14 protein-coding genes and 1 tRNA gene are annotated in these 17,801 nt (G+C 56.3%); 11 read left to right on the forward strand and 4 right to left on the reverse strand.

The genetic code is table 11. The features are described 5' to 3' along the window. Positions 1–114 precede the first annotated feature (114 nt). The 4 genes from DWY05_RS03555 to DWY05_RS03570 all read right to left on the reverse strand — a co-directional run bounded on the left by DWY05_RS03555 (position 115) and on the right by DWY05_RS03570 (position 5,852). Complete coding sequence (locus DWY05_RS03555; protein WP_117634739.1) at positions 115–1,515, reverse strand: hypothetical protein; 1,401 nt, start codon at positions 1,513–1,515, stop codon at positions 115–117. Beyond that, complete coding sequence (locus DWY05_RS03560) at positions 1,512–3,491, reverse strand: N-6 DNA methylase (protein WP_117634741.1); 1,980 nt, start codon at positions 3,489–3,491, stop codon at positions 1,512–1,514. The genes DWY05_RS03555 and DWY05_RS03560 overlap by 4 nt, the downstream gene beginning before the upstream one ends. Beyond that, positions 3,491–3,718: a hypothetical protein gene (locus DWY05_RS03565; protein WP_117634743.1), complete on the reverse strand. Its 228-nt coding sequence runs from the start codon at positions 3,716–3,718 to the stop codon at positions 3,491–3,493. The genes DWY05_RS03560 and DWY05_RS03565 overlap by 1 nt, the downstream gene beginning before the upstream one ends. A gap of 460 nt (positions 3,719–4,178) precedes the next feature. Further along, complete coding sequence (locus DWY05_RS03570; protein WP_117820624.1) at positions 4,179–5,852, reverse strand: RNA-binding domain-containing protein; 1,674 nt, start codon at positions 5,850–5,852, stop codon at positions 4,179–4,181. A gap of 398 nt (positions 5,853–6,250) precedes the next feature. On the opposite strand from DWY05_RS03570, the gene purB reads away from it, so the two are divergent. The 11 genes from purB (at position 6,251) to DWY05_RS03625 (ending at position 17,454) form a co-directional block, all read left to right on the forward strand. Next, positions 6,251–7,597 carry an adenylosuccinate lyase gene (gene purB, locus DWY05_RS03575; protein WP_022093797.1) on the forward strand — a complete coding sequence of 449 codons (1,347 nt, stop codon included), beginning with the start codon at positions 6,251–6,253 and terminating at the stop codon, positions 7,595–7,597. A 139-nt stretch (positions 7,598–7,736) separates the two neighbouring features. Further along, positions 7,737–8,573, forward strand: coding sequence for an ABC transporter substrate-binding protein (locus tag DWY05_RS03580; RefSeq protein WP_117634747.1), 837 nt, complete (start codon positions 7,737–7,739; stop codon positions 8,571–8,573). Beyond that, positions 8,570–10,369: a diguanylate cyclase gene (locus DWY05_RS03585; protein ID WP_117820623.1), complete on the forward strand. Its 1,800-nt coding sequence runs from the start codon at positions 8,570–8,572 to the stop codon at positions 10,367–10,369. The genes DWY05_RS03580 and DWY05_RS03585 overlap by 4 nt, the downstream gene beginning before the upstream one ends. A 113-nt stretch (positions 10,370–10,482) precedes the next feature. Then, complete coding sequence (locus DWY05_RS03590; RefSeq protein WP_117735816.1) at positions 10,483–10,746, forward strand: TIGR03905 family TSCPD domain-containing protein; 264 nt, start codon at positions 10,483–10,485, stop codon at positions 10,744–10,746. Continuing rightward, entirely contained in the window at positions 10,746–11,957 is a 1,212-nt protein-coding gene (locus DWY05_RS03595; protein WP_117820622.1) for a twin-arginine translocation signal domain-containing protein, read from the forward strand. Before DWY05_RS03590 ends, DWY05_RS03595 begins: the two co-directional genes overlap by 1 nt. A 153-nt stretch (positions 11,958–12,110) precedes the next feature. After that, entirely contained in the window at positions 12,111–12,833 is a 723-nt protein-coding gene (locus DWY05_RS03600) for a response regulator transcription factor (protein ID WP_006236208.1), read from the forward strand. An 11-nt stretch (positions 12,834–12,844) separates the two neighbouring features. After that, a complete protein-coding gene (locus DWY05_RS03605; protein ID WP_117820621.1) occupies positions 12,845–14,410 on the forward strand; it encodes a cell wall metabolism sensor histidine kinase WalK in 1,566 nt (521 codons plus the stop codon). A gap of 118 nt (positions 14,411–14,528) precedes the next feature. Then, positions 14,529–15,407, forward strand: coding sequence for a phosphoribosylaminoimidazolesuccinocarboxamide synthase (locus DWY05_RS03610; protein ID WP_117563999.1), 879 nt, complete (start codon positions 14,529–14,531; stop codon positions 15,405–15,407). Continuing rightward, entirely contained in the window at positions 15,408–15,983 is a 576-nt protein-coding gene (locus DWY05_RS03615; protein ID WP_055251296.1) for a hypothetical protein, read from the forward strand. An 89-nt stretch (positions 15,984–16,072) separates the two neighbouring features. Next, the gene (locus DWY05_RS03620; RefSeq protein WP_117837212.1) at positions 16,073–17,353 is read left to right on the forward strand and encodes an aminopeptidase; all 1,281 of its coding nucleotides are present in this window, start codon (positions 16,073–16,075) and stop codon (positions 17,351–17,353) included. A 28-nt stretch (positions 17,354–17,381) separates the two neighbouring features. Then, a tRNA-Lys gene (locus DWY05_RS03625) sits at positions 17,382–17,454 on the forward strand. Positions 17,455–17,801 lie beyond the last annotated feature (347 nt).

A 17,801-nucleotide genomic window follows, 5' to 3' on the forward strand; every position in this document is an offset into this window, starting at 1 on the left:
CAAATGTCCAAGTGTGAATTCTCACACTATGCCGTTAACCAACTTACTACGATACGCGTTGCATTTTGTTTGTGTTGAGGCTATAGGCTTAACGGCGGTTAAAAGGTCACCTCACTAGGTGTTGGAGACAACCTTCTCGATGGCGATATCGACCTGCTCCTGTGCCAGCTTGGTAGCCTCGTTCTCAAGTTGGTCAGCCTTGGCCGAGGTGCTCACGCTCCTGTCCATAAGGTCGGCGATGGCAGATTCGACGTCCGCGCCAAGACGGGGAACGCGAATTTTTTTGATATCGATAGGGCTAAGTTGAGGCACCGAGGTTCCGTATGCGCAACGAACGACCGACGGCCTGCCAACGGTGGGACTGTTCAGAAAAGCAAGCAGGTAGCCAGTTCGAATCTTTGTAACGTCGGGATAGATTCTCAGCAGATGGTTGCTGCCAAACATTCCCTCATGATTCTCCGTGAGCAAAAGAGCTCGTCCTAGGATGCCGTACTTTTGACCAGAACATGCCATGACGAGAGTTCCCGGCTTTAGGATGTAACGCTCCCAGTTTTTAATGAGCTTGGCGTAAACAAATTTTGTCGGTTGAGTGTTAACGTCAAAGACCTCGGACACACCCACAAAGGGAACGTTGGAATCGCCATAAAACCGCTTGAAGCGAGGAAGCTCTTCGACGTCCTCTACAAGTTCAGCAAGTGGCGCATACTCCATTACGTCAACCAATGAGTCTACGGCGCTTATAGAGCCGGCATAACTGTCAGCATCAAGGCGCGATCTGTTGTCAATAACTTTGGATAAACTCACCACGCATGTTCCTGCAGGACTTTCTGCCTCACAAGCAATACCGACCTCCTTCTCCAACAGCTTAAACGCCCCGTCCCGCAGCTTCCAGGCCTCGCCGCGCAGGCGCACAGCCTCGGCAGCTTTGTCGCCGATGGCTTTGCGCGTGGCCGCATCGGGCATGATGACCGGAAACTCGTTGGCGTGGGCCACCTCGATGTGCTTGATCATGTGACCGTACTGAGACGCTCGTGCGATCTGCTTGAAGAAGTCCGTCTTCATATACGCGTAGAGCCAGCCGTACTCGTCTTGGTCCTTCGGCTCGATGCGCAACAGGTCGTCCGTGATGACCTTGTTCAGGTGATGCGGGTACACGGCGGTAACGTTGCCCACCACGCCCGAGCGCGAAAGCAGCAGCCAATCCTGATTGACGAATCTAGAATCAGCCTGGGGCACGAAAGGCGCGGCGAGCCACTTCCTCACTCGGGGAAAGTCCTCGAACACCTGGCCGGCGGTAAAGAAGGGTAGCCCTTTGCCTTCCGGCACGGTATACCCCGTCAGTCTGCTCGGCTGCCAAATGTCGGTAAGGTCACCGAGCCTCTTGTGGTTGTCGCACTGGTTGGCAAGGCGTACGAAGCCGTACCCGTCGCGCAGGTAGGTTGACGCCTCGAGCCTCACGTCGCCGCCCAGCACGGTGGAAAGTCGGACGCTCTTCACCAAAGGCGCGATCGTCATTGGTCTCGCCTCCATTCAAAGAAGGCGCCGGCGATCGCCATCGTCTCGTCGTCCACCACGCGCTCCTTCGAGGTGTGGCTGCTCTCCTCTTCGGAGCCCACGTTGCCCGTCACCGCGGTGGTCTGCTCCTGCACAATGGGGTAGCCGTCATCGTCGCGTACATAGGTGGTCTGACCACGCTTGTCGTGCCCTACGTGGTCACAGATGGCCATAAATATCTTGTAATCCTGGAAGGTACCGTCCTTGCAGTATGCCTCTTCCTCACTGTCCCAGCGTCTCAGCACAAGGACGGATGTCTGCACGCCCACGTTGGGTTGGAACGCATCCGGGTGCATGTCTACCGAACCCAGGATCTGCGCATGGCGCAAAATCCACTGGCGCACGTAGCCCAGACCCGGGTTGCCCAGGATGCCGTTGGGAATGACGAGCGCCGCCACACCCACGCCGGGCTCAAGCAGGCGGATACACCGCTCGATGAAGAGGATCTCGGGCGGCTGAGATGAGAAGAGCTTGGGTTCCATGCTCCACTCGGCATCTTCCTCGGACCACGACCAGGTGTGTCCAAGGTCGAAGGATTCCAGAATCGCCGGGTCTTCGATAGGAATCTTGGAGCCAAAAGGTGGGTTGGTCATAATCGCCGTAACGCCGTGCCCCGGCTGCAGCGCCTTATTTGCCGCAATGTCGGCGGCGTCCAGGCGCAGCGCCTTTTGCAGTTTGGGTTCAAAGCCCGAGAACGGCTCGAGCGAGTTGGCGTGGAACAGCTGTCCGGTGCCGTCGTTGTTCATAACCATATTCATCTTGGAGGCACGCACTAGGATGGGATCAAAGTCGATGCCCACGATATGCTTGGACAGGAACTCGCGCTTGCGCGCGATCAGAGCCTCTTGCTTGGCTGCTTTGCTGCGCCCGCTCACCTCGACGGAGTCTCTGATCTTCTCAAGCACGTAATTCATGGCCGTGACCAAAAAGCCGCAGGTGCCCATGGCGGGGTCGAGGATGACGTCGTTTTCGGACGGGTCGACCATCCGCACCATCATGTGGCACATGTTGCGCGGCGTGAAGAACTGGCCCTTGTCACCACGCAGGTTGGAGCCCACGATTGTCTCGTACGCGTGGCCCTTAACGTCCACGTCGCTCTCGAGCAGGGAATACATTTGCAGCTGCGCCACGATGTAGGCGAGCACATCGTCGGTTAATGCGATGCGCTCGTCGGCCTTGAAGATGGTCTCGTACGACTGCTTGACGTTTCCAAAGAGTGCCTCGATGCGCTTGCGGCACTTCTTCTTACCCGCGGCGCCCTGGCGCTCGGTTGGCGTGATGTAGAACGTTGGCGTCTCGGAGTCGCGCTCATCCTGGATTTTGCAGAAGATGATCTTGAGCAGTTCAAGGAATGCCTCGGCCTTTTGGATGCCTTGGTTTCCGGCGATGTAGTTGTGACAGCGGCGGAACGAGTACAGCAGCGAGTCACTGGCGGCGGGGCGCAACTGGTCGAAGCGCGGCGCGTCGTCGGGTACCTCGCCACCAGCATGTGGCAGATCGGGCACGGCCTCGGGGCCGCGCTTGCCGGCATCGTCCACCACGTAACGGAAGGTAAGCAACTCGTCGCCGTTGGTCCACATGCCATAGGTCGAGTTCATGCAGGCAGACGCATAGGAGTGCATTTGATCTACGCCGTCTTTTTTGCCTTTGGCCTTGGTCTTGGGGTCTTTGCACTCGACGATGATGTGGATGTTTTCCTGGGTGTGCGCTTTTCCCGGCTCCCAGATGGCGACGTCGACCGCTTTTCGGTTGCTGCCGAACTTGATCGACTCCTCGACCCCGATCTGCTCCTTCTTGTAACCGTACTCACGCACGAGGGACTTTAGGATTTCCTGGCGCACTCGCTCCTCGGGGGTGTCCCTGCGCTGCGTCACGCCGTCGATGAAGTCCAGTATAGTCTCCGGCTGGATGACCGAAGTCTTGCTCACTTGCGACATTACGATTCCGTCCTTCCAACCTTGGTGTTGGTATCAACGCGTGCGGGGCCGCCCGATGCGACGCCCATCTCGCGGCTAATCAAATCTTTAAGAAATCCCTGCTTGTTTTCCTGTGCGGAGAGGAATGACCAAATCTCCTCTTCGGCGGGATAGAACCGCAGACAGAACTGCTGGGTCTTGTCGTGCTTGTACTTACGATCGGCTCGCTTCTGAGCTTCTGACGGCATAGCACCTCCCAAGGACATAGCTTAGCCATAATAGGAATTAGTATAGGTCTACACCTATATGTAGACAAGCAAAATATCACGAATCAGCAGGTAAAGGATGATTTTTAATTAAAGAAATAGAAGCCAACAAATGTAAAAACGGCCTCTAAGACATTGGACGTTTTTACGGTTGAGGAAGGTGGAGCTTGAGAAATGATCCGCCATGAGCGCTCCCTGCCGCTCGTGCATGGAGTGGCAGGGAACTATTTTTGTTGTATGAGACTGCCGTCTCGCAAGGTTGCAATGCCCGATTGGATGTCGACTTCAGTTGGATCAACCATATGCGCTGTTGCCTGACGCTGCGCGATGCCAGACGACGGAGGATGCGTCCTATCACGACTGGTAGTCAGGCACATTCTGGGCTAGTTGCGAACTTGGCTTGGAATGTGCCTGTTTGGCAGAATCGAAATCGCGAGCCATATCACTCGACTATGTGCCACTCAGCTGCCGAAGTGCTTCCAGCGTTGGTGATGCGGCCAGCTTTCCGTAGGCTTTGGAGCAGATAGCTTACATGGTCGCCTTTTTGCTTTGCCGTAAGGTCTGCCGGCAAGGCATGATCCAGCCCTGCGATAATCTCCGCTCTTGAACATGGGCGCACGCGCAGGAGCTCCAAGATCAACTCCTTGAAGACGCTATTGTCTACGCCCTTGTTTCGCACATACTCGCTGTGGGCACCGGTGGCTGCTGCCACCTCGGCTGAGACCGTCAGTTTGGGGTAACGGCCCCTAACGAGGCCTTGTTCGTGAAGCAGACGTGACTGTTCCTTTGTGACGGGTAGTCCCTTCTGAACGAGGTCCAACAGCAGCACTGTCACCAAATCAAGATTTCGATTGCTTGCGAGAAGTCGAGAATAGTCCTCGTTGAGAACCGTACCGTACAGCGTTACGGCAACGCGCCCAATCTCAGATAGATCGTAGGTGGGCATTGGTAATAGGCGGTTGCGCTGAATATCGAAGACGTTGCGAATGCCTATGGCGCTGCGGTCCATCATGCCTGTTTTGTTCATAGCGCTTGAAAGCAGGGGGTTACGGTAGTAGGGCGGCTTGTAGCCGCTCGCGAGCGCGTTCTCTATCGTCTCGGGGATAAAGGCACCCTCGTTCTTGAATATAAGCTTGTCCTCATACTCAAGGACATTGATCTTTCCTGACATCCTGAAATCTTGATGCGCAATAGCGTTGTGGAGAAGTTCTCGAATGACTTCGGGACTGTAGCGATGCGCTTCGGTGGGAAATAGCGTCTCTTCGCGGTCGAAGAAGCGATACTTTTCGTTTCTTATCTTTCCCAGGATACGATCGACCTGCAGAATGAAGGGCGGCTCAAAGTGTTCATAGGCCATAGTGGAGCCGTCGCTCGCGTAGAGCGTCCAAGTGATGCGCGGCTCAATGCCACCCAGAAAGACACTCGATTCCGGTTTGCCCAGAAGAACGAGCGCCGCATTGCTCACGTGGCCGTGGATCACAAGCGCCATCTTGCTAAGGATAGATTCTTCGTCGAGGCTACGAACGGCAGGCTGGCTTTCTCCGAACTTTTCGACGAATTTGGAGCATGCAAAGCTAACTGCATCTGGATCAAGGTCACCGAAGTTTGCCTCGTAGGCAATCTGGCGCGACCAGTCGGGCCGGCTCTGCCCGTAAATGGCGTCGAGTTTGAACTTGGGCATCTCTACGAGGGACTCATTCTCTCGTGACCAAGGGATTCCGTGCCAAGTCGTTGGCGTTGCGAAGCTGCCAGCCGGTATCTGGAAAGCAATGACTCTTTTGTCATCAACCTCAAACTCGTAAATCTCTTCGAAAGTCATGCCGTTGTTGGTGTATTGGGCGATTTCGTGCTTTAGGCGTCGCAGGCCGACACTTGGCGATTGGGGTTCTTTACGGTAGGCGGTTCCCTTTATCTTGCGGTCGTTTGAAATGCCAAAGAAAAGCCATCCGCACTCTGCCTTGCGTAAATTGGCCTCGTTGCTGAGGGCGGAGAAATACCTGCCAATGTCCTCGAAGTCATAGTTCTGCTTTGCTGCCTTGTATTCGACGACCTCGGTCTCGACGTCTGCAATGATGCGCAGAAGTAGGGAGGGCATTTCGCTCGTTTTCCGTATCATGACACTCCATATAATGTAATTTTATCCGCAACTAATGTAATTATATCTCCTGTTACATTAGCCGCCCGTGCATAAGGCTGTAGGCCGACTGTAAGGTCATATATTTCAGTGCATATAATGTCTGTACTTTTAATTTACCTCGCAGATTAGCTGCCAGGGGAAACGGAAAATAATGTGTCTTCTTCTAATGTAATTTCGCATGTAGCTTCGCGGATAACGCGTGAAATTACATTAGTACACGGAACTATTGCCGCCTGCTGCGGTGACGCTGCTGTCCATCTTCGTTGCCCGCTCCAATTCCAAAATGTTAGGTTCATGCCTGCTGCCCATACTTGCACCTGCGCACGGTACAATGGTTGGGTTACGACCAACGTGCCAATAACCAAAAAGGAGCCGCTATGATCGATCGCTATACCCGCCCGGAGATGGGACACATCTTCTCCCTCGAGAACAAGTACGCCATTTGGCAGGAGATCGAGGTTCTGGCCTGCGAGGCCCAGGCGGAGCTCGGTAAGATCGGTATTTCCAAAGACGAGGCCCAGTGGATCCGCGATCATGCCAACTTTGAGAAGGCGAAGGTCGATGAGATCGAGGAAGTCACGCGCCACGACGTCATTGCCTTCCTGACCAACATGAAGGAATACATCGATGCCGATGTTCCCGAGGGCGACCCCAAGCCCAGCCGCTGGGTTCACTATGGCATGACCAGCTCCGATCTGGGCGACACGGCTCTGTGCTACCAGCTCACCCAGGCCTGCGACTTGATCATCGAGGACGTCAAGAAGCTCGGCGAGATTTGCAAGCGTCGCGCCTTTGAGGAGCGCAATACGCTCTGTGCCGGCCGCACTCATGGTATCCACGCCGAGCCGATGACCTTCGGCATGAAGTTTGGCTCTTGGGCCTGGGAGCTCAAGCGCGATCTGGATCGTCTTGAGGACGCCCGCAAGAATGTTGCCTTCGGCGCCATCTCGGGCGCTGTCGGCACCTACAGCTCCATCGAGCCGTTTGTCGAGGAGTATGTCTGCGAGCACCTGGGCCTGGTTCACGACCCGCTGTCCACGCAGGTTATTAGCCGCGACCATCACGCCTATCTCGCCGGTGTTCTTGCCACCACGGCGGCCACCTGCGAGCGCATCGCTACCGAGGTTCGCAATCTGCAGAAGACCGATACCCTCGAGGCCGAGGAGCCGTTCCGCAAGGGTCAAAAGGGCAGCTCCGCCATGCCGCACAAGCGCAACCCCATCACCATGGAGAAGGTCTGCGGCCTGTCGCGCGTCGTGAAGGCCAACGCGCAGGTTGCCTTCGACAACGTCGCCCTGTGGCACGAGCGTGACATTTCGCACTCCTCTGCCGAGCGCGTCGCCCAGGCCGATAGTTTCATCGCGCTCGACCACATGTTCCAGTGCCTCATCCGCGTTATCGACGGCCTGCAGTTGTATCCCGCTCGCATGATGGCCAACCTCAACAAGACACGCGGCCTCATTTTTTCCTCCAAGGTCCTGCTGGCCCTCGTCGACACGGGCATCACCCGCGAGGACGCGTACGCCATTGTGCAGGAGAACGCCATGGCAACCTGGCACGAGGTACAGGATTGCGTCTCCGGCCCCACCTTTAAGGAGCGTCTCGAGGCTGATCCGCGCTGCACCGTCAGCCAGGAGAAGCTCGACGAGATCTTTGATCCGTGGGACTTCCTCACCCGCATCGACACGGTCTTCGATCGTCTGGAGCAGCTGAGCTTCGAGTAGGGTTGACCTAATTCGACCGCCTGCGGATGCATTTCAACCATTGGCGCCTTGCCCGTTTTGGGCAAGGCGCTTTTTTCACTGCCGCATTGGCTCCCGGTAATAAAATGAACTTTACTGCTGTTTCGATGAAAGGAGGAGCGTGCCCAGACGTATCAAGCGAGTCGCCATTGTCTCGTTTACGCTCATGCTCCTTGTTGCTGCCTGTGTGGTCGCCCTGACGTATACCGTTCGAAGCAGTTCTTCCTCCTCGAATGAAGCCGACAAAGATCTCCCAGTACTCAAAATCGGCGTTACGGATAACGACCCCTATGTGTATATCGATACCACGGGCGATTACGTCGGTATCGATATCGACATCGCCCGCGAGGCCTGCAAGCGTGCGGGGCTCAAGCCACAGTTTGTCGATATTGACTGGAACGATCGCGACCGGCTGCTCAAAAACGGTGATATCGATTGCCTGTGGTGTGATTATTCTCCCTGCTATCGCGAGGATAAGTATTACTGGACCGAGCCGTATCTAACCGTGCCGGTCTCGGTTGCCGCCAAGAAAACGAGCGGCATCAAGTCCTTGGCGCATCTCGATGGAAGCAAGACCATCGCGGTGATTGCGGGCTCGGTGAGCGAACGCCGATTGCTCGCAGGGGATCTGGAAATCTCGCCGGACGTGCAAATCAAATCGTACGGTTCTGCCGAGCTCTGCAAAGCCGCCCTCGCCAAAGGGTATGTCGACTGTTGGATGGCGGACGTTCAGTCGCTTGATCGACTTGTCGCCCAGTATCCCGGCCTTTACCGCGTGTTCGCTGACAACGTTATGACGGTTGACCTTGGCGTCGCGTTTAAGGACGGCTATGAGGGGGAGTACGTCAAAAACCTCAATACCGTGCTGTTCGAGATGGATCGAGATGGCACGATTGAGCGCATTGTGGGCAAGTACAAGGCAGGGGCGACGACGGACGGGCAAGGAGCGGAATCATGACAAATGATGAACACCGCTTGCGCCGAAAAAGATCGGCCACCGCGGCTATCGCCATTGTGGCCAGCGTTGTCTTGCTGAGTCTGCTATATATGGTCGGCACGCATCGCTGTCTCGATAAAACGCTTGGGTTTGGTCAGGAAACCATGGTGTTTTTAAAAAACGCCTGCGAAAAATATGACCGATATGAACAGGGAAGAAAAACCGAAGCGACGCACAATTTGGATGCCGCGCTCGAGTCGTTTTCGACGTTCTTGCCGTCTGATCACGTTGAAGTCAACGATGACCTCGTCGAGGAGTACGTCCATACCGAGCACCTTTCGGGAATGTTGGTCATGGACGCCGACGGCCATATGGCCGCTCATTACGATATTGATGGTCGCGATCCGCTGATGCTGTGGCGAGAGGAGCTGGCCTGTTCGTCGGTCGCATCGATGTATCGAGGATCCAAGGTGTCCTACTCGACGGTCGTTGAGCGTCGCGATGTCGACTTTGCCGTGAGTGTTGTTCCGTACGGTGATGGCGTAGCGCTGGGGTATCGATCGCTTGCGCCCGAGCCCGCCGATGATTATTCGTATACGATCGCCGACGTGCTCGTGAACAACACATTCCATCAGAGCCCAACGGTGCTCGTGATGCGCGATATGCAGATCGTTTCCTCAAACGATTCGAATGTCGATCTAACCCTTGCCCGGCTTCTTGCCGATAGCGGAATTGATTGGAAAGACGAAGGCTTAACACGTATCGAATATCGGGGAAGTACCTGGTATGCCGTGCGTGCGGCGTATGAGGACTATCGCCTGTTTGCGCTTTATCCCAAATCTGAGGTCATGTCGGGCAGGATTTCATTTATCGCTGCCGGCGTGCTGGTGTGCTTGGCGTTTTGGGTTGTAGTGCTGTTGGCGCGCAACATTGCCGATCGTCGCAATTTGGCCGAAAAGGACAAGCAACTCGGCATCATCAATGCTATCAGTTCCATATATGAGTCGACCTTCCTGCTGCATCTCGATACGCTCGAGATCGAGGGAATTAACATGTCGCCATCGGTGGCAAAGATATTTTCCGAGCACGCCGAGGTGTATGACTTTTTGACAACGGTTTGCCGAGACATCGTGAGTCCCGAAAGCCGCGAGGCGGTCATGGAGCTAATAGATATAAGCACGCTTCAGGACCGTATGGAGGGCATGCCGTACTTGGATGCCGAGGTACGAGATTGCCGAGGTACGTGGTATTCGCTGCAGGTTGTTCCACAGCGCCGCGATGAGCAGGGTCGACTGGAATCGGTCGTCGTGGCGACGCATAACATCTCGATGACAAAGCGCGCCGAGGAGCTTTCTTTCCAGGACAAGCTGACGGGACTTCGCAATAGAAATTACCTTGAGTCCCTTGGCGACGACCTGGTGAACGAGTCCCTGCCCGTGAGTGTGATCATGATGGACTGCAATTTCCTCAAGCGCACCAATGATCTCTACGGTCACGAAATGGGCGATGAGCTGCTACGGCGTACTGCATCTGTATTGAAGCGGACGGCAGGCGAGAAATTTGTACCCATGCGCGTTGGTGGAGACGAGTTCTTGCTGATTTGCCCTCACACCGATCGCGAATCCGCATGCAAAGTGGTGCAAGATCTTCGCCTCAGCCTTGCTGCTGCGAGCGATGAGGTGCTGACAGTCAGTGCGTCGTTTGGCGTCGCGACGGCAGAGACACCCGGATGTTCGCTGACCGAGATGTACCACATCGCTGACCACAACATGTATCAAGAGAAACGAAAAGTTCACGCTCGGGAAGCAGATTGCTAGTATTGCTACCGCCGGTTTGCGCATTGGGGAATGTTGAATCGGTGCCCGCGATACTTTATCGGTTCGGACGGGGATAATAGACGTCTGAAATTGCTTTACGAGAGGGGAACGCAATGATTAGTTTTGATTACAAGCCTCAGGGCGTATGCACTCGCAATATCCACCTTGACCTGTCCGATGACGGCAACAAGGTGGTGGGCGTCGAGTTTACCGGTGGCTGCAACGGCAATCTCAAGGCTATCTCTAAGCTGGTCGAGGGTGCTCCTGCCGATCGCGTCATCGAGGTTCTCGCTGGTAATACCTGCGGTATGAAAAAGACTTCTTGCGCCGATCAGCTCACGCGCGCTATCGAGGCCGCTCGCGCCGAGATCGCCTAATGAGTATCGCCGACCACGTCAAGAACGGAATATCGCGCCGCGGCTTTGTGCTCGGAGGGGCTGCCGCGGGCGCTGCCACGGTGCTTGCCGGATGCTCAAAGAAAACGGGTACCAGCGACGACGCCGCCGGCGAGCCGCAGGTTATCAAAGACGACTCAAAGATTGTCTCGATTACGGATGAGTATGAGGCCGTCGATATCGATCTTGAGCCCATGGCGACATGGACATTGCCCTTGGGTACGCTGCTGTACTACTGCGACGGCGATTACGCCGCGGCGATGATGGCCCCGGCGTCTGCGCTGCATGCCAACACGCTTGGCGTGCTCAACTTGGGCGACGGCTCGCTCACGACGCTCATCGAGGATCCTATCGAAGGTGCGGGGTATTCGTTTTACGATGTCCGCGCCGGCGATGGCGTGTTTGCGTGGGTTGAGATGAACTTTGCCAATTCATCGTGGAAGCTCTACGCTCAAAATCTGTCGGGCGCTTCGCTCTCTGGCGACGTGGTTGAGCTCGATCGGGGTGGCAAGGACTATGATCCGCCCCTGTTTACGGCGTTCGGGTCATCGGTCATCTGGTATAAAATGCCTTCGGCAGGCGGCAATAAAACGAGTAGTGATTCGTTTTGCTATCGTCGCTCGCTTGATGAATCCAAGGCCGAGACAATTTGGAAATCGACGGGCCGCTTTGCATCGGCCCCGCGTGCGAGCGACGGCATTTTGACCATCTCGCCGCGTGTCCGCAACGACGAGGGCGTCTACTACGGCATAACGGCAATCGATCTGACCGACGGCAACAACACCAAACGTGCCCAGCTAGTCCTTCCCTCGTCAGTCTCGCCTTTCGAGGCCGTATATATGGGCGATACCTTCGTGTTTTCTATCGAGGCGACCTATAGTGGCGTGGGCAGCTTGGGCAACATGGGCACGTATATCGGTAATGAGGGAGGGTCGTACCTCTTCCTGTCACGCGAGCCGCTCGCATGTGCGGCTGGCAAGAAGAATAAATACCTTGTTAAGGTGCAGGCATCGCATTTCCTGATCGACACCTCTGCCAAGACCTATGGCTCGCTGCTGTCGCCCGACCGCGCTTTGGAGTATGGCGATTATCCAGCTACGGCGGGAAAATCGGACTCATTCCTTACGTACGCCACGGTGCGCAACAGCCAGGGTATACCAGAGACGGTCACTGCACGCCTATTCTCTCTTTAAGCTTAGAGGGGTTAAAAAGGCGCCAACAGGGGAATAAACGCGTTGTAATTGTGAGTACCGCCCGCCGAGCTGCCGCGTCATAGCGGCATCCGGCGGGCTCAGGTGCGTTAAAATGGGCTTGTTCTTAGCTAATTGAGACAGGGGGGCCGTGTTATGGCTTCAGATGCAAAAAAGATTCTGCTGGTCGAGGATGAGAAGGCAATCCGTGACGCCGTCGCTGCCTATCTCGAGCGCGAAGGCTACTGGGTTGTGGGCGTCGGCGACGGCCAGTCCGCGATCGAAGAGTTCGAGAAGCATCAGTTTGACCTGGTCGTGCTCGATCTTATGCTCCCCAAGATCCCCGGTGAGCGCGTTTGCCGCACTATCCGCGATACCTCGGATGTGCCCATTATCATGCTTACCGCCAAGGGTGAGATCGAGGACCGTATTATCGGTCTTGAGCTCGGCGCCGACGACTATCTGATCAAGCCGTTCTCGCCGCGCGAGCTCGTCGCCCGCGTTCGCGCTCTGTTCCGCCGTGCCCATCAGGCCGACGAGCCCGCCGTCGAGGTACTCGACTTCGGCGATCTGGTCATCGATATCTCGGGCCACAAGATCTTGGTCGAGGGCAAGGAAGTGGACCTGACCGCTTCCGAGTTTAAGCTGCTCACCACGCTTGCTCGTCATCCCGGCCGTGTGTATAACCGCATGGAGCTGGTCGAGAAAGTGCTCGGGTATGACTTTGAGGGCTATGAGCGCACCATCGATAGCCACGTGAAGAACCTTCGCGCCAAGCTGGGCGATGATCCCAAGAAGCCCAAGTGGCTCTACACCGTCCACGGTGTCGGCTATCGCTTCGAGGCTCCGGCCAAGACCGATAAGTCGGACGAGAAATAGGGAAATCACATATGACACCTGCGCGCTTTGAAATCGGACAAAAGCACAAGCAGGAGAGCGAGGCGGGTTCCAAGGCTAGTTGGAACACGCCTCGTTCCGATTCACGGCCAACGATGAGCTATCCCTCGCGCATGGCACTTGCTTTTGCTCTGACATCGCTCATGACGGTATTGGTGCTGGTGGGCGTTGTCTCTGTTGTGTGGGGCACGGTCTTTTCGGATTACACGCGCTCCAATATCGTCGAAATCGCAAATTCCGCAGCCGAAAAGCTTGCGACGTCGTACGAGGAAAACGGCAATTGGACTGCGGGCGAGCTGCGCACGGTCGCGACATCGAGTTTGGTGTCCGACGATTTGGGCATGCAGGTCGTCAATAAAAAGGGCGTTGTTGTCTATGACGACTCGTGGCCTTCGGCAAGTGCGACTGCCGATGTGCGCGAGAGCGAATCGGCGTCTCGCAGCTCGAGCGGTAAAAAGGCCTCGCATAGCCCGGTTTCGTCGGCGCCCACCGACTCCGATAGCGTGGCCAACGTCGAAATCATAACGCCTTCCGGCCAGCATGTCGGACAGGTAAAGCTATGGGCCATCGGCTCCGATGCTCTGCTCACCAAGGCAGATTCTGCGTTTAGAGAGAAGACCTTTAACGCCATGGTCCTTGCCGCGGTTGTTGCAGTCTGTATCTCGGTCGTTATCGGATCGTTCATGTCGCGTATGCTCACCAAGCCGATTCATCGTATTACCAGCACGGCCAAACAAATTCGCGATGGCGATTTGTCCGCTCGCACGGGCTTGCGCGGCGATGACGAAATCGATCAGCTGGGTGAGACCTTTGACGAGATGGCCACTTCGCTCGAGAAGGATATGAAACACGAGAAACGTTTGACCTCGGACGTGGCTCACGAACTTCGTACTCCGCTTATGGCCATGCTCGCAACGGTCGAGGCCATGCAGGATGGCGTATATCCTACCGACGATGAGCACTTGGAGACTGTTGCTTCCGAGACGCGTCGCCTGGCTCGTCTGGTGCAGCAGATGCTCGACCTGTCGCGCATGGAAAACAGCACGGCTCCGCTCAACCTTGAGCCGGTGGACATGGTTCCTTTCGTGCGTTCCATCGTCAATGCCCAGGAGCGCCTGTTTGTCGACCGCGATCTGCGCTTGCGCTTTGCTGACGAGACCCAAGGTCACGACGATGTCGTCGAAGCCGATCCCGACATGATCACACAATGCGTCATCAATCTCATGAGCAACGCCATGCGCTACACCCCCGAGGGCGGTTGGGTCGTGGTGTCGGTGCTCAGTGACCGCAAACACGTCAGCATTGCCGTTTCTGATACCGGCATCGGTATTGCCAAGGATGACTTGTCGCGCATCTTCGGCCGTTTTTGGCGCGCCGATGCCAGCCGTGCCCGTGAGGCGGGCGGTCTGGGCGTGGGCCTCGCCGTGACTAAACAGATCGTCGAGCGCCATCACGGCTACATATCTGTGGAGTCGGAGCTTGGAAAGGGTACGACTTTTACGATTCATCTGCCTCGCGAGCACACGGCGGACGCGGCATCTACTACAATGGAGCACTAGCTTTTCGCTATTCGGTGAAGGAGGGGTTTCGTCCCTGCCGCTCCGAGTTTGCGAAAACGTGCGGGAAAGAACCCGCATTACTGTCGTATTTTGGTAAGGAGTGACTCACGTGACAACGATGGAGCGTCGTCCGGATTCCCGTGGCAAGGTTCGTGATATCTACGATGCCGGTGAAAACCTGCTGATGGTCGCCACCGACCGCATTTCTGCGTTCGACTTCATTCTTCCCGACGAGATTCCGTTTAAGGGAGAGGTGCTCAACCGCATCTCGGCATTCTGGTTCGATAAGTTTGCCGGCATCGTTCCCAACCACCTCGTTTCCATCGACCCGGCGGATTTCCCCGAGGAGTTTGCTGAGTATCGTGACTACCTCGCCGGCCGCGCCATGCTGGTTAAGAAGGCCCAGACGATTCCTATCGAGTGTATCGTCCGCGGCTATCTGACCGGTTCGGGCAAGAAGACCTACGACGAGAACGGCACCGTCTGCGGCATCCAGCTGCCTGAGGGCCTGACCGAGGCTTCCAAGCTTCCCGAGCCGCTGTTCACGCCGTCCACGAAGGCCGAGATCGGTGACCACGACGAGAACATCTCGTTCGAGCGTTGCTGCGAGATCGTGGGCGAGGACATCGCCACGCAGATTCGCGACCTTTCCCTCAAGATCTACAAGGCCGCTGCCGAGTACGCCGCGACCCGTGGCATCATCATTGCCGACACCAAGTTCGAGTTTGGTGTCATCGATGGCAAGGTCACGCTGATCGACGAGTGCCTCACGCCCGATTCCAGCCGTTTCTGGCCTGCTGCCAGCTACGAGGAGGGCAAGATCCAGCCCAGCTACGACAAACAATTCGTCCGCAATTGGCTCAAGGCCAACTGGGATATGACGGGGGAGACCCCGCACCTGCCCGCCGAGGTCATCGATGGCACGTCCGAGCGCTATCGCGAGGCCTTCCAGATCATCACGGGCTCCCAGTTCACAAGCATGAAGGAGAACGCATAAGTGAGTACCCGTAGCGCCACGAACAAGCGCACGCAATCCCACGAGGTTACCGGGGTTGCGCGCAAGTCCGCCGCATCCGCCAAGCCCGCCCGTCAGGCAGCGAGCTCTGTCCGCGTCGTGCCGGCTTCGTCTAAGGCACGCCGCAAAGAGCTCGAGAAGGGCGAGAACCTCGAGGGCCTCTCTAAAGAGGAGAAGCGCGCCCGCAAGGCTAAGCAGCGCGCCAAGGAGGATCGCATCTACACGGTGTCGAATATCCTTCTCAAGCAGGATGAGGACTACACCAAGCGCCGCCGCATCTGGTGGGCCGTGCTCACTATCGGCATGGTGCTCGTCGTGGCCATTTGGGCTTCGCTGTACTTCGCTCCCGCTGGCATGGTGTCCAGCCCCGTCCAGATGGTCGGCATCGTTTTGTCCTACGTCGTCATTTTGGGTGACTTTATCTACGACTTCGTTCGTATTCGTCCCCTGCGCAATATGTACCGCACGCAGGCCGAGGGCATGTCCGAGAACAAGCTCAACGCCCTTATCGAGCGCTCGGCTGCCGAGGAGGACAAGAAGGACTCCAAGAAGAAGTAGCGTTTGCATGCATACTTATCGCTAAGATATAAGGCACGTCGTTTTTGCGGCGCGCCTTTTTACTGTTCTATAGATAGATGGAGTGGCACATGATTCGAGCTGACCTGACGGTCGAAGAGGCTCTGGAGGGCATGAAGACCCTGGAGCCCAAGATTAAAAACTATGCGCGCTTGGTTGTCCGCAAGGGCGTAAACGTCAAGCCCGGCCAGGAGGTTGTCGTTCAGTCCCCCGTCGAGTGCGCATCATTTGCGCGCGTGGTGGTTGCGGAGGCTTATGCCGCCGGTGCCGGTCACGTGACGGTTATTTGGGCCGATGATGCCGTGACGAGGCTCACGTACGAGCATGTCGAGAAAAGCTATTTTGAGCAGACGCCCGAGTGGAAGCGCCTGCAGCTTGATTCCCTGGCCCAGGATGGTGCCTGCTTTATCTTTATCGAGGGTGCGGACCCTGCCGCCCTTAAGGGCATCGATCCCGCTAAGCCTGCTGCAGCTTCTAAGGCAAGGAACACGCAGTGCAAGGTCTTCCGCCGCGGACTGGACTACAACATCAACCCGTGGTGCATCGCCGGCGTGCCGGTCGTTGCCTGGGCGCGCGAGGTGTTCCCGGGAGACGCCGATGAGGTTGCAATCTATAAGCTGTGGAATGCGATTCTGCACACCGCTCGCGCCGATGGCCAGGACCCGGAGAGCGACTGGGAACTCCATGACGCCGCATTCGAAAAGAACCTGCGTTTCCTGAACGACAATCGTTTCGACTACCTGCATTACACCTCGGCAAATGGAACCGATCTGACGATTGGCATGACGAAAGGTCACGAGTGGGCCGGCGGCAAGGGCAAGACGCCCGATGGGCACCCCTTCTTCCCCAACATTCCCACCGAGGAAGTCTTCACCTCGCCTGATCGTATGCGTGCCGACGGTATCGTGTATTCGGCTATGCCGCTCATTCACCACGGTAACAAGGTTGACGATTTTTGGATTAAGTTCGAGGCGGGCCGCGTAGTGGACTACGATGCCCGCGTGGGTAGGGCGACGCTTGCGAGCATTATTGACACCGATGAAGGTGCCGCTCATCTGGGTGAGGTCGCGCTTATCTCCAAGAACACGCCGATCCGTGAAAGTGGCGTTCTATTCTATGACACGCTCTATGATGAGAACGCCAGCTGCCATCTCGCGCTGGGTGTCGGTTTCCCCGAATGCATCGAGGGTGGGTATGACATGTCCAAGGAGGAGCTCCTGGAGCATGGCGTTAACGTCTCGAGCACGCACGTCGATTTTATGATCGGCACGGACGACATCGATATTACGGGCATTACGCCTGATGGACGTGAAGTTGTGATTTTCCAGAACGGCCAATGGAGTTGGGAATAGTCCCAGACCGTGGTACAATGCCACCCGCGGGCCGTTAGCTCAGCTGGCAGAGCAGGGGACTTTTAATCCCAAGGTCCAGGGTTCGAACCCCTGACGGCCCACCCAAAGAAAAGAAAAGCGACTGGCGGATGCCGGCCGCTTTTTTGTTGCCGCGACGCGGGTTCGAACCCGAACTTCTCTATATATAAGAACGCTTGGCGAACAAAACCTGCCTTTTACCGACGGGAAACAAATAGCTGATGCTTTTGGAGTAAAGTGGCGCTCCAGAGATGACCGATGCCTTAACACCTATAAACCAGCTGGTCATCGCCAATATCAGAAGCCAATGCTTCAGTTTTAACCTCAGTGATGCGACTGGGGGACCTATTCATTTGTGAACAAAATATGGAGTGCGCGATTCCCGCCCCCGGGGCCCCTCCGGTCTGGCAATATATCTCCTTGCCGCGCG

Origin of the sequence: Collinsella sp. AF23-4AC (assembly GCF_003462685.1) — a bacterium.
Taxonomy (GTDB): Bacteria; Actinomycetota; Coriobacteriia; order Coriobacteriales; family Coriobacteriaceae; genus Collinsella.